This is a genomic window from Actinoplanes sp. CA-142083, assembly GCF_050942195.1.
Taxonomy (GTDB): domain Bacteria; phylum Actinomycetota; class Actinomycetes; order Mycobacteriales; family Micromonosporaceae; genus Actinoplanes.
The window spans coordinates 3409894-3422239 of the sequence record NZ_CP192076.1 but is presented as its reverse complement, the minus strand read 5'-3'; the positions used below and the strand labels follow the sequence as shown (position 1 = coordinate 3422239).

Genomic DNA, 12346 nt, shown 5'->3' with positions numbered 1-12346 from the left:
GACACCGAAAGAGTCGATGGGGTGACGTTGACTCGACCGGCAGAGGGGCTAGGCTCGCCAGGTCATTCGCCCTTTATCGAGGTCGTTCTCATGTCGCCCGAAGCGGTGGTCGTCCAGCTCGACCTGGTGGAGCACGCCCCTGGCGTGTACTACCTGACGTGCCAGTCGCCGTTCGGCGAGACGAATTTCCGGCTTGATCTTCCGGAGCCGGAGGCGCGGCGGCTCCAAGCGGTCGAGACCAATGTGCTGCGGTCCGGCGCGCAATTGATCACGCGCGGGTCGGCGGGGCGGCTGGAAGCGCCGATCCGGCAACTGGGAACCGATCTTTGCGACGCGGTTCTGCACGACGAATCGCGGGAGCTGTTCGAGATCAGTTTGCGGCACGCGGAAAGCACGCGTACCCCCTTTCAGTTGATGTTGCGGATCCGCGGGACGACGCTTGCCCAGTTGCCGTGGGAGTTCCTCTACGACAAGCGCCGCGGCGACTACCTCGCGCTGAACCTGCCGGTGGTGCGCTACCTCGACGTGATGCAGCCGGTCGCGCCGGTGACGGTGAAGCTGCCGCTGCGGATCCTCGGCGTGATCAGCCACCCGGACGACCGCGACCAGTTGCAGGTGGCGGCCGAAAAGGAGGCGCTGTCCGCGGCGCTCGCCCCGCTCGGCGACAGCCAGGTGCAGCTGAGCTGGCTGGAGGGCTCGGGCTGGGAGCACCTGTGGAAGGCCGCCCGCGGCGCGTCGTGGCACATCCTGCACTTCATCGGGCACGGCGGCTTCGACGAGGCGCGCGGCGAGGGCTATCTGGAGTTCGTCGACGACGACGGCGGCGCGCGGCACGTGTACGCGACCGACCTCGGCCGGCTGCTGCACGACAACGGCTCGCTGCGGCTGGCGGTGCTCAACGCCTGCGAGTCGGGTCGGGCGTCGGGGGTGGACACGTTCGCGAGCCCGGCGGCCAGCTTCATCCGGCGCGGCTTCCCGGCGGCCGTGGCGATGCAGTACGAGATCAGCGACCCGGCGGCCCTGATCTTCGCGCAGGCCCTGTACGGCGCGATCGCGTCGGGGGTGTCGCTGGACCGCGCCGTCACCGACGCGCGCACCACCGTGCACATGACCCAGCCGGGCAGCCTCGAGTGGGGCACCCCGGTGCTCTATCTGCGCTCCCGCAACGCCGATGTGTTCGAGGTGGAGGACGCGTCGAGGGTGTCGCCCGCGGACACGCAGACCGACAACCTGCGGCGCGCCAACGATCTGGTGCGCACGATGAAGGCGCCCACGCCGCCGGTTGTCGGCAAAGCCGCGGTGCATCCGCCGGAAAACCGGCCGCCGGAGCAGCGGCCGCCGGAAATGGCCCCGGCAAGACCTCGGCCCAAGCCGCCCGAGCCAAGGCCACAGCCCACCGGCCATGGCCTTACCGAGACCCATCGCTTCTCCCACCCCGGGCCGGTCCACGCCGTCGCCGTCGACCCCGCTCATCGCCGCCTGTTCGCCGCCGGCGAGCACGGCGAGATCCTCTGCTGGGACCTCGACAGCGCCCAGGTCTGCCGCTGCTGCCGCCTCCCCGACCGGCCGGCCCCGGTGCGCTCGATCGCCGTCACCCGCGACGGCCGCTTCGTCGCCGCCGTCCACGACGACCGCGTCGTGCGCGTCTGGGACGTCGAGACCGAAACCGCCACCCTCAACTTCCGTACGCCCGGCGGCCAGGCCGGCCGCTGCGTCCGCTTCTCCCCCGACGAGTCGCTGTTGGTGGTGGGTTGCTCGGGCGGCATGGCCCTGGTCGCCGACCGCTACGGCCGCGAGCGCCTGCGCCTGCTGCACCGCCCCGAGGTCGACAACGGCGGCCGCCCGCGCCAGCCCGGCGATGTCCGCGCCGCGACCTTCAGCCCGGACGGCCGCTGGATCGCCACCGGCGCCGACGACGGCCTGCTCCGCCTGTTCGGGGCCAACGGCCAGATCGCCGCCCGTTTCCCGCACCCGCATGCGGTGCTGGACGTCGCGTTCCGCGCGGACGGCCGGATCCTGGCGACCGGCGCCGCCGACGGGGTGGCCCGGCTGTGGAACGCGCGCGGCGAGGTGCAGGGCCGGCTCAACCACGGTTCCGCGGTCGGCGCGGTCGCGTTCACCGCCGACGGCCGCCTGGTCACCGGCGGCGCCGACGGCATCGCGCGCCTGTGGCACGACGAGCGCCCGCACGCCTGGACCGAGGTGGGCGGCGCGGTCGCGGCCGTGGCCGGCCGCGCGGAGAAGTCTTTGATCACGGCGCACGCCGACCACACCGTACGCGTCTGGGAGCGGGCATGACCGAGGACGTCGAGCTTTTCGTGAACCCGGGTCTGGCCCCGGACGAGGTGGCGGACATCCGCGCCGAGCTGCGGGACTGGGGCTGGGATCCCGCGGTGCGCCGGATGCCGCCCCGCCGTGGCGCCGCCGAGTTCACCTGGCTGCTCCTGCTGACCGTGCCCGCCGAGATCATCGTGAAGACGATGCTCGAGCAGGCCGGGCGGCAGGCCTTCGAGTCGCTGCGGGGCTTCGTGCAGCGGCGGCTCGACCGCAAACAGGAGGCGCAGGTCGTCGTCATCGAGGAGGCCGGCTCGGGCGCGCAGTTCGCGCTCTCCGCCGACCTTCCGCTGGACGCCTACCGGCAGATGGTCGAGGCGCTCTCCGCGGGCAACATCAACGACGGGCTCAGAACCTTCGACCGGGGGCGGGGTCGCTGGGTAGGCGAGACGACATGAGGAGGCAACGATGACCGACCGCGACGACGCCGCCTGGAACCGGCCCGACGCGCCACCCCCGAGCTGGCAGCAGCAGCCACCGCCGCAGCAGCAGCCGCCCGGGCCCGCGCAGGGCTCGTGGAATCCCGGCGGCTATCAGCAGCCGCAGCACTACCAGCAGCCGGGCGCGTGGCAGCCCGGCCCGGCGCCGGTGGCCGCGCGGCCCACCAACACGATGGCCATCCTCGCGCTGGTCTTCGCGTTCGTCTTCCCACCGGCGGGCCTGGTGCTCGGTTTCCTGGCCCGCCAGCAGATCCAGCAGCGCAACGAGGGCGGCGAGGGCCTGGCCATGGCCGGCCTGATCATCGGCGCGATCGGCACGGTCGGCTACGTGATCCTCTGCGCCGCCTCCGCGTCCAGCGGATATTGATAGCGGCGGGCGCCCCTCGCGGGACGCCCGCCTCACTTCCTAGTCGGTGACCGTGCCGGTCAGGTCCGGCGCGCCCTCCGGGTCGAAGAACTTCAGGGAGATCTGCTCGTCGGGCTCGGCGACGTCGTCGGTGATCGTCGGCACGGTCAGCGTCGCTGTGGTCGCCCCCGGCTCGAAGAACGTGTACGGCGTCAGCGTCGTCTCCGACAGCGGCCGCGACGGCAGGACCGACTCGAAGGTGTTCTGCTCGAACCACTCCGCGTCCACGTCGGTGGTGGACAGCTCCACCCCCGAGGCGAGGGGCTGCACGAACGTGGCGGCCCAGTAGCCCGTCTCGGTCGGCGCCGACAGCGACAGCTGCCACGTCAGCGTGCCGCCCTCGGCCGTGCTGACCGAGGTCGACGCCACCGAGAACACCGGCGCCGGGTCGTCGTTGGTCACGTCGATCCCGCCGAGATAGTCCCCGATCACGAGGCCCTTCTGCGCCTTGGCGAGCAGCCAGGTGGCCTCGCCCTCGCCGTACAGCGTGTCCCCGGTGACCGACACCGGCACCTTGATGGTCCGATCGCCCGGCCGCACGGTGGCGAGCCACGACTTGACCACGAAGGTCGACGTGTCGAGCAGGAAGAGCCGCACCACGGCACCGCCGTGCCCGGAAACCTTCACCGGAACCTCATAGGTCTTCGTTCCCGAATCACCTTCGGCGACCACAAGTTTGCCGATGTCGATGCGGGGCAACGATTTCTCCCGCGGATCCGGCGTACCCGGATTCCAGCCCCACGCGTCGATCAGCCATGCCTTGCCGGCAGTCGTCCGCGGCGTCAGCTCGACGGCCGCGACCTTTCCGCCGCGCCACGGCACCCGCACTTCCTGACCCCAATACGAGGTCGTGAACTGCGTTCCGGGCAGCCCGTCGATCCGCACGTCGCCGAGCTGAGTCCGCCGCCCGTCGACCCCTACCACGGTGACGCCGAGCCTCGTTCCGGTCGAATTCGGCGGCACGATCACCCGCATGGCGAGCGCCTGACTGCCGCGCGCGTCGACCGTCTTTGCCGGGGTGAACCGGATCGGCGTTCCCGCCGCGCTCCAACTCAGCTCCGCCGCGTAGCGCCCTTCCTCCGGGACGACCGGATAGAAGGCTGTGAAATGCGCCCCCATCGGATTGACGGCTTCCGGGTCCAGGCAGGCTTTCGCCTCGTCGTCGCTGATCTGCTCGCAGATCCGCCCACCGGCGGAAACCCGCACGCTGGGATCGGGCGCGAGCAGGGCGGCGCGATTTCCGCCGAGTGCGTGGCTGAGCACCTTCGCCGGGTACGCGCTGGGCACGCGCCGGCCGCTTCCGTCGAGCAACGGCCGCACCCGGTCATCGCCGGCCACGAACAGCCGGGCCGCCGCCGCGATGTAGGTCGCGCCCACATTCTGTTGCTGCGGCGCGGTCAGCCGCGTCGGCTGCCCCGGTGAGCAGAGCGGATCCGTTTCGTCACCGCTCCAGAAATCGTCGAAGGAGGGCGCCGCCGACTGTCCCGGCGTCCATTCCGTGTTGAAGAAGTTGTGGTTCGCTCCCACCACGTAGAGGGCGCTGTGCAACGCCTTCCCCGCGCTGACCCCGCGCGTGGCGTCCACGAACATCTGCCCCTGCAGGTCCGAGACGTCCCCGTCGCAGCCCGGCAGAATCGTCGCCGACGGCACGTCCGGAACCGGGTCGTGGCCGAAAATCGTGGGCCCGATCAGCAACAGTCCGCGAACCGTCCACCGCACCGATCCGTGGTAACCGTCCTGAGCCGCGGGCGGCGGCGTGAGCGTGTCCATGGCGGCCCGGCTGACGCCTTCGCCGCCGCGCGAGTGTCCCATCAGGAACACCTTTGCCATGTCGGGCCGGGGCGCGGCCCGTACGATCGAAGGCGCTTTTGACCGGTCCTTGCCGGCCCAATCGGCCCACTTCGCCAGGTGCAGTCGCACCAGCGACGACCGCGCCTGAGCGCCGCCGTCCTCGGAATCCCAGTCCTGCCCGTTGATGCCGTTGGCCGAAATGGACACCGTCACGTATCCCTGCGAGGCCAGCAGCCGCTGCGCCTGCAGATAGCCGCGATAGCTCGGGATCGGCTCGGTGCCTTCCGGGCAGGGCCATTCCTGCGGGACGTCCTCGTCGGCGCCGCGATAGCAGACCGTGTGCCGGCCGTGCAGAAAGAGCGCGAGCGGCCGTGGCCCGCTGATGCCCACGGGCGCCACCACGACGGCCCGCATCTCCACTTTCTCCGGGAAATCCGGGAGCTTGACCGGCGCCAGGTCGTACTCGCCGGTGACGGAACGGTAAGGGCCCGGCTTTCCCGGATCGACGGCATTGACCGCCTGCGTGTCCGGCCCCGCGGAAATGCTGCTCTTCTTCAGCGCCCGGGTATCGGGCGCCTTGTCTATCCGCTTGCCGCCGGCCCGGACGGAAAGCTCATCGAGGCTTTCCACCTTGCCGAGGTCGAGGCTGAAGCTCTTTCCGTCGGCCGCCGGTCGCGGCCTGCCCAGCAGCTTGTCCCCCGCCCAGAATTCGACGGCGGCGTCCCCCATCGGCACTTTCCTGTCGGCCCGCCAGACGAGCCGCCCGTCCTCAACGGACCATCCGCCGTCGCCCTTCCCCGACGGCGCCTGCGGCGGCGCGGCGGCCGCTTGCCCGGCCGCCCCCACCACCAATGCCATGACCAGAAGCGTTGACCCCAGTAGTCTGCGCATGCGGACGTGTCTAGCCAACGCATGCAAATACCCCGATCACTGACACTGTCTCGCAAGCGACAGAATTACGGTGGGCAATGGCATAGCGTCTCTCCGTCCTCAAGACGAGGTGGGGGTGCCACATGCGTTCAGCCCTGTGGGGCCTGCTGGCCACCCTGCTCGGCCTCGCGACCGGCAACCTCCCCGGCAAGCATCCTGGGTACCTGGCGGTGTGCAAACGTGTCGACTGTGGCTGGAGACGCTTCATCCACGAGGCTCAGGCACTCGGGTCATTCTGCTCGCGACATCCCGGCGAGCGGCGAATGGCCGCCTTCGGCGAGAAGATCAGCGTTCGCTGCTTCAAGCGCGGGTGCCCAAATCCCTCGGTCGAGGTGGAATACCAGCCCGGAATTCATGGCCCGGAGGACTTCCGGTGCCCGGCTCACCTGCGGGATCGCTCATGACCTCACCCATCGAGGCCGTCGGCGACCTTCCCACAAGATTCAAGCTCGTCAACGCCCTTCCGGCCGCGTTCCTTGTCAGTCTCATCGGAGCGCTGATTCTCAGCGGAGCACCCCTGACTTCTCCCGATTTCGGCACGATGGTGGATCGCGCACGCGATTACGGCTGGGCGGGCGCCGCGATCTCGGTAGCCGTGGTCGCGGTGGGCGCGCTGCTGCTCGAGCCGTTCGAGCTGTCCTCGATCCGGCTGCTCGAGGGGTACTGGGCGAGCTGGGGACCGACGCGCAGACTCGGCGATCTCGGCCGTTGGCTGCAGGAGCGCCGACGGGACCGGCTGATGTTCCTGATGGAGGCGTACGAAGACCTGCCGGAGGCCGCGGAGGCCGAGGATGAGTTGAAGCACTTCCCGGCGGCGACCCTTCCCATGTCGCTCGGAAACCGGCTCAAAGCGTTCGAGGAAAGGGCCGGAGCCGCGTACGGCATCCGCGCGATCGATCTCTGGCCGCGACTGCACTACGCCCTGCCCGAAGCGGTTCTGTCCTACGTCAACCTGCACCGCAATCAACTGGACACCGCCTGCCGGCTCTGCCTTTCGCTGGCCGTTGCCGGCGTGGGATCTTTCGGCCTCCTGATCAGGTTCTCCCTGTGGTGGTGGCTGCCCCTTGCCCTGCTGATCGGCGCTGTTGTCGCTTACCGGGCGGCCCTCGCCGCGGCGGAGAACTACGGCGCCGCGGTACGAGCCGCCATCGATGTCTACCGCCTGCGGCTCTATCAGGAGATGCGCCTCCAAATGCCGCCCGACACCGCCGCGGAGCGGACTGTCAACGACCATCTGCGCCGACTGTGGATGGGCGACACTACTGCCTCGGTGCGGTACGCGCCCACGGATTCCGACATGACGATCGTGATAGAGGCCCTGCACCGGTTCGCCGTTAGGAACCAGCCCTGACGTTCAACGTCGAGAACGCCGACAGCACGACAATTCGCAAATCGGCGACGTCCGGCGGAGCCTCGTCCGCGGTGACGGTTCGACGAAGGCCTGGGCCACGCGCATACAGGTGCACAGTGGATCCTCGCGGGACGACGACGTCAATGCCGGACAACGCGGCCCGTATGTCCACCATCCCCTTGACCGGACCTTTCCTGACTGTCAACAGACAGCCTCCGACCAGCGACCGCATCAGCAACAACGGCTGCTGACCCGGATCCCACTCGAGCGGGTTGCCGGAGGCGACCAAGACCTCCCGCCGGACGGTGGGGTCGTCCGGCTGCGCCGCACGCTCCCGCCGGCCCACCAGCGAGAGCCCGATCCCCCCGGCCAGCAGGAGCAGCGGCAGGACCAACGGGCCCGCCCAGCCAGGCAGTGGCCGGAGCGTGAAGAGAAGGGCGACGCCACCGACCATCACCAGCAACAGTGGACCGGTCATCGCGCCGGAGGCCGGCAGCAGCCGCAGCACACCGATCGCACCCAGAGCAAGCAGAGCAAGCGGCCACCACCGCGCGACGACGGCGGAGAGATCCGCGGCCGGCACCGTGCGGTCGACCAGCAGGACGGCTCCAGCGACGGAGAGCAGCGCGGCCGCCCACCGGCCCGCGTTCACCAGGGCTCCCGGCGAACATCGAGGGACATGCGCATCCAAGGATCCAACCACGACGGACGCCCTGCACCTGAAACAGGCTCACAGCCGCCCGGCGATCGACGCCTTCGTCAGCAGTTCGGCCCACTCCGCGGCCGGGTCGGAGCCCCATGTGATCCCGCCGCCCGCGCCATAGACGGCGGTCGAGGTGCGGCGGTCGATGACGGCGGTGCGGATCGCGACGTTGAATCGGGCTCGCACCGGCTCCGAGGGCGGCGCGATCAGGCCCACCGCGCCGCAGTAGACGCCGCGCGGGCCGCCTTCGAGGTCGCGGATGATTTCCATGCTGCGGCGCTTGGGCGCCCCAGTCACCGAGCCGCACGGGAAAAGCGCCCGGAAGATGTCGACGAGCCCGCAATCCTCGCGCAGCCGCGCGACCACTTCCGACGTCATCTGCCACACCGTCGGATAGCGTTCCAGCGCGAACAGCTCGGTGACCTCGACGCTGCCGGTCGCCGCGACCTTGGCCAGGTCGTTGCGCAGCAGGTCGACAATCATCAGGTTTTCCGCCTGCTCCTTCGGGCTGTTCCGGAGCCGCCGGGCGATCTCCTCGTCATGCGCGGGCGAGCGCGCCGCGGTTCCCTTCATCGGTCGCGTCCGCACCCGGTCGCCGGCCCATTCGAAAAACAACTCAGGGCTGGCGGAGGCAACAACAAAAGAGCCCATTTCGACGTACGCGTTGAGCGCGCCACCCTGTGCGGCGGCGAGAGTCGCATAAAGGTCGAGCGGATCACCCTCGAAGGCCGCCCGCAGCCGGCCGGTGAGATTGCATTGATATGTTTCCCCGGCCTCGATGTATTTCCGGACCGCCTCGACCGCGCGCCGGTGCTCGCCCTCGCTCCAATCGAGCGTCCATCGGGTCGGGCGAGGGCTTACCGAAGCGATCACCGGGACCGGCTGCGGCTCGTCGCAGAGGCCGAACCATGCGAGCGGCGGTTCACTTTCGCCGCGCGGAAAGGCCGGCAGCAGTGGATCCAGGCCCGGGGCGGCCTCGTAGGAGACGTAGCCGTACGCCCATTCCCCGGACGCCTCGACCTCGGCCAGGACCCCGGCCACCTCGTCGGGCCGCTCGGCGACCAGGACACGATGCGGCGGCGGGCAGGCCACCGCACTCCCGGACATCAGATCATCGAATCGCGCGTTCATTTCCCGGACGAGGCTACGCCGATGGCACCCCCGAAACTCAGCGAAAACCAGTGAGGGAGAACACCACGAAACCGAGGACGGCCAGCGGAATGGTGAACAGCAATGCGCGACGCGACACCACCACGCCGAGAGCGATGAGAATCGCGGCTAACATGAGCGGCTCGGCGACGCCATAGGACGGGTCGCCGGCGCGGAGCAGCTCGATCGCCGCCTCGGCGAACAACACCGAGCCGGGAAGCGCCACGGCGACGCGCTGGAGACGCCCGGGAACGCGCGCAAGGTAGCCGCCCGCGCCGAAAATCCCGCCGGCCACCACACCCAGGGCCATCCAGATCAGCGCGTATGACGCGTACGCCTGGGAAAGCTCGTCGTTTTGAATGAGCGCCGCCGCCAGGTAGTAGGCGGGGACGGCGACCACCAGCATCATCACCGCGCCGATGACGCTTGCCGGCAAGTTCCACCGCGAACGCCGGGTAACAAGGAAGGCTGCCACCGCCCACACCGCCATGGAATTGCCGAGGCCGCCGAGCGGGAACGGCACGTATTTGATCCACACGAAGTCGAGGAACCCCAGCAGGAGTCCCGCGAGCGGGGCAACGACGATCATCACGACCCGGAGGATAGGGATACGGAAGCCGGTCTCGCCTCGATCCGGGGACAGATGGCGGGTCGGCCGAAAGTGTCAGACCCCGCGGTGGAGACGCAGCGGGAGCAGCGCCGGCACGCGGCGCATGTGATCGGCGTACGCCGGGCGGCGCTGGACCGATCGGCGATCCATCAGGGGCACGCTGACGAAGACGAACAGCAGCACCATCGCGATCGGGCCGAGGACCGTCCACCACCAGCCGGGCGCGGCGGCCAGCCCGAACAGCCACAACCCCCACCAGAAGGCGATCTCGCCCAGGTAGTTGGGGTGCCGCGAATACCGCCACAAGCCCCGGTCGAGGACGCGGCCGCGGTTGGCGGGATCGCGGGCGAACGAGCGCACCTGCCGGTCGGCGACCGCTTCGGTCACCACGGCCAGCACGACCACCAGCGTGGCCAGGACGTCCAGCCACCCCAGCGGACGGTCGAGCACGGTCACGGCGGGCCAGGCGGAGAGCAGGCCGGCGAAGACGACGAGCGTGGGCATCAGCTGGATGCCGACGAGGTTGACCACCCAGAACGGCAGCCAGGACGGGCGCTGCTCGCGCAGCTGCACATAGCGCCAGTCCTCGTGGGTGAGGCCCCGCCACGACGACGCCCAGTTGGCGGTCAGCCGCACCGCCCAGGCCAGCACGAGCACCAGAACCGTGAGCTGACGCTCGCTGACGGCGGCGAGATCGCCGCCGTTGCGCCACCACACCCAGGCCAGGACGATCACCGGCGGGGCGACGCTCCAGTACGGGTCGTAGAGGCTCGCGTTGCGGACCAGCACGCTGACCCCGAACACGACGACGGTGGCGGCCAGGTCGGCGACGAGCGTGACCACCAGCGGGTGGGCGCCCGCCACCGCGGCGGCGACGGCCCACGCGGCTAGCCCGGCCGCGACATAGGCGCCCGTCACTATGGCGAACCCGATCGGCCGATCATCCGCTGCCATGCGACGAGGGTAGGCGCTCGGCGTCTCCTTCGACGCGCCCGGTCCGTTTTGTGGGGGATCGCCGATGCGGTCAGCGACCTTCCCGGGGCCTCGCCTTCGGTCGGCGCCCCTCCTCGGCCTCGCCTTCGGTCAGCGACCCTCCCCGGCCTCCGCTTCGGTCAGCGACCCTCCGCGGCCTCCGCTTCGGTCAGCGACCCTCCCCGGCCTCCGCTTCGGTCAGCGACCCTCACTAACCTCGGCGAGGAGGCGGCGGAAGCGGCGACGGCGGTGGCGGGCCACCAGAGCGACCGCGACGATGGCCGCGGCGAGCAGGAGTTGCGGCCACGGCAGCGCCCAGGTCGTCACGGTCACCGGCGTGGGTGCGCCGGTCACGCCGGGCGCGCCGCCCAGGACCGCCGGCGTCAGGGTGACGGTGGTGCGGATGCGGCCCAGCGACCACACGCCGCCGATGGTCGCCGACGCGGTGTGGGTGCCGCCGAAATCTCGGTTTCTACAGTGTCAACGGATGATCTCGGTCGAAACCTTTTCGGCCGGTGGGATCGCCTGGTGGAACCGGAAGAAGCCGTCCGGGTCGTACCGCGCCTTGACCCGTCGCAGACGCGCGTAGTTGACCCCGTGATAGGCCCGCGCCCAATCCGTCAGCGAAGGATCCGGGAAGTTCGGATACACGCCGCCGGTCCCCCACGGCGCCGCCAGCGCGTGGGAACGGCGCAGCCATTCTCGAGCGTCGCCGACCGCCGTCACCGAGTGCTTGAGCAGAAACCTCGCGTCCCGGTGGGCGAAAGCCGTGGCACGCACCGGAACGCGGTTGTAGGCGCCACCCCACGGCGTGAAGTCGAGCTCCCGGCGCTGTCCCGGCACCCGCTCGCCATAGAAGTGCTCCACAAGCGCCTCCGCCGGCACCCGCCGGCGGAAGAACCCCGATTTGCTGAACGTGTCGCGAAAAGCCAATTCCTCGTGGAACGGAGCCGCGGACAGCGGCTCGACGCCGGCCATCGCGACAAAGGCATCAAGCAAGTCAGCGGCAGCCGACCCGAAGACGACGGGTCCCTCCTCGGTGAGGAGCAGGCTCGCGGCCAGCTCGTCGGGCCCGTCCGGCGCCCAGTCCTGCCACGCCTCGATCACCTTGACCGCGTCGGCGGGTCGCCAGGCAAGACGGAAGGTCGTGTCCGGCGGCGTGGGACCGGCCCGGAAGGTCAGCGACGTGACCACGCCGAACTGGCCTCCACCCGCGCCCCGCAGCGCCCAGAACAGGTCGGCATCACGCTGCTCGTCGCAGTCGACCGTCCGCCCGTCGGCCAGCACCACCCGCGCGGCGAGCAGGCTGTCACAGGTCAAGCCGCGGCTGCGGCCGAGGAAGCCGAACCCGCCGCCGAGGGTGAGCCCTGCGATGCCGACCGTGGGGCAGGACCCGGCGGGGATCGTCAGGCCGTGCTCCGCCAGCGACTCGTAGATCTCGCCGAGCCGCGCGCCGGCCCCCACTGTCACCACGTCACCGGAGACCGACACCGACCGCATCGGCGACACGTCGATGACGATCCCGTCGACGGACGACCGGCCCGCGAAGCAATGCCCGCCGCTGCGGACCGCGCGGGCCAGCCGGTCCCGCCGCGCCCGGGCGATGGCCTCGGCAACGTCTTCCCCGGACGTACAGGAAACCAGGATCTTCATGACCCGA

Annotated in this window: 12 protein-coding genes; 5 read left to right on the top strand and 7 right to left on the bottom strand. The window is 70.2% G+C overall.

Going from position 1 to position 12346, the window contains the following annotated elements; all coding sequences use genetic code 11:
• The first annotated feature begins 90 nt into the window (after window positions 1-90).
• Genes ACQPZX_RS15630 through ACQPZX_RS15620 form a run of 3 tightly spaced genes read left to right on the top strand, consistent with a single transcriptional unit; the run spans window position 91 to window position 3141 of the window.
• Window positions 91-2298: a CHAT domain-containing protein gene (locus ACQPZX_RS15630; RefSeq protein WP_433380616.1), complete on the top strand. Its 2208-nt coding sequence runs from the start codon at window positions 91-93 to the stop codon at window positions 2296-2298.
• Entirely contained in the window at window positions 2295-2732 is a 438-nt protein-coding gene (locus ACQPZX_RS15625; protein WP_433380613.1) for a hypothetical protein, read from the top strand. Before ACQPZX_RS15630 ends, ACQPZX_RS15625 begins: the two co-directional genes overlap by 4 nt.
• 10 nt (window positions 2733-2742) lie before the next feature.
• A complete protein-coding gene (locus ACQPZX_RS15620) occupies window positions 2743-3141 on the top strand; it encodes a DUF4190 domain-containing protein (RefSeq protein WP_433380610.1) in 399 nt (132 codons plus the stop codon).
• A 39-nt stretch (window positions 3142-3180) separates the two neighbouring features.
• Here the strand turns inward: ACQPZX_RS15620 and ACQPZX_RS15615 are convergent, their stop codons facing one another.
• Window positions 3181-5880 (bottom strand): hypothetical protein, encoded by a 2700-nt coding sequence (locus ACQPZX_RS15615; RefSeq protein WP_433380607.1) that lies wholly within the window; start codon window positions 5878-5880, stop codon window positions 3181-3183.
• 104 nt (window positions 5881-5984) lie between these two features.
• Here ACQPZX_RS15615 and ACQPZX_RS15610 point away from each other — a divergent pair, with 104 nt between their 5' ends.
• Both ACQPZX_RS15610 and ACQPZX_RS15605 read left to right on the top strand, forming a co-directional pair.
• Window positions 5985-6305 (top strand): hypothetical protein, encoded by a 321-nt coding sequence (locus ACQPZX_RS15610; protein WP_433380604.1) that lies wholly within the window; start codon window positions 5985-5987, stop codon window positions 6303-6305.
• The gene (locus ACQPZX_RS15605) at window positions 6302-7252 is read left to right on the top strand and encodes a hypothetical protein (RefSeq protein WP_433380601.1); all 951 of its coding nucleotides are present in this window, start codon (window positions 6302-6304) and stop codon (window positions 7250-7252) included. The genes ACQPZX_RS15610 and ACQPZX_RS15605 overlap by 4 nt, the downstream gene beginning before the upstream one ends.
• On the opposite strand, the gene ACQPZX_RS15600 is transcribed toward ACQPZX_RS15605, so the two are convergent.
• The 6 genes from ACQPZX_RS15600 to ACQPZX_RS15575 all read right to left on the bottom strand — a co-directional run bounded on the left by ACQPZX_RS15600 (window position 7236) and on the right by ACQPZX_RS15575 (window position 12339).
• Window positions 7236-7904: a hypothetical protein gene (locus tag ACQPZX_RS15600; RefSeq protein WP_433380598.1), complete on the bottom strand. Its 669-nt coding sequence runs from the start codon at window positions 7902-7904 to the stop codon at window positions 7236-7238. The genes ACQPZX_RS15605 and ACQPZX_RS15600 overlap by 17 nt on opposite strands.
• Window positions 7905-7982: 78 nt before the next feature.
• Window positions 7983-9062, bottom strand: a complete 1080-nt coding sequence (gene pabB / locus ACQPZX_RS15595; RefSeq protein ID WP_433380595.1) for an aminodeoxychorismate synthase component I — start codon at window positions 9060-9062, stop codon at window positions 7983-7985.
• Between the two features lie 61 nt (window positions 9063-9123).
• On the bottom strand, window positions 9124-9693 hold the full coding sequence (locus tag ACQPZX_RS15590; protein ID WP_433385260.1) for a DUF6518 family protein: 570 nt from the start codon (window positions 9691-9693) through the stop codon (window positions 9124-9126).
• A 75-nt stretch (window positions 9694-9768) separates the two neighbouring features.
• Entirely contained in the window at window positions 9769-10668 is a 900-nt protein-coding gene (locus ACQPZX_RS15585; protein WP_433380592.1) for a DUF1295 domain-containing protein, read from the bottom strand.
• 216 nt (window positions 10669-10884) lie between these two features.
• The gene (locus ACQPZX_RS15580; protein WP_433380589.1) at window positions 10885-11109 is read right to left on the bottom strand and encodes a hypothetical protein; all 225 of its coding nucleotides are present in this window, start codon (window positions 11107-11109) and stop codon (window positions 10885-10887) included.
• A 57-nt stretch (window positions 11110-11166) separates the two neighbouring features.
• Window positions 11167-12339 carry an FAD-binding oxidoreductase gene (locus ACQPZX_RS15575; protein ID WP_433380586.1) on the bottom strand — a complete coding sequence of 391 codons (1173 nt, stop codon included), beginning with the start codon at window positions 12337-12339 and terminating at the stop codon, window positions 11167-11169.
• Window positions 12340-12346 lie beyond the last annotated feature (7 nt).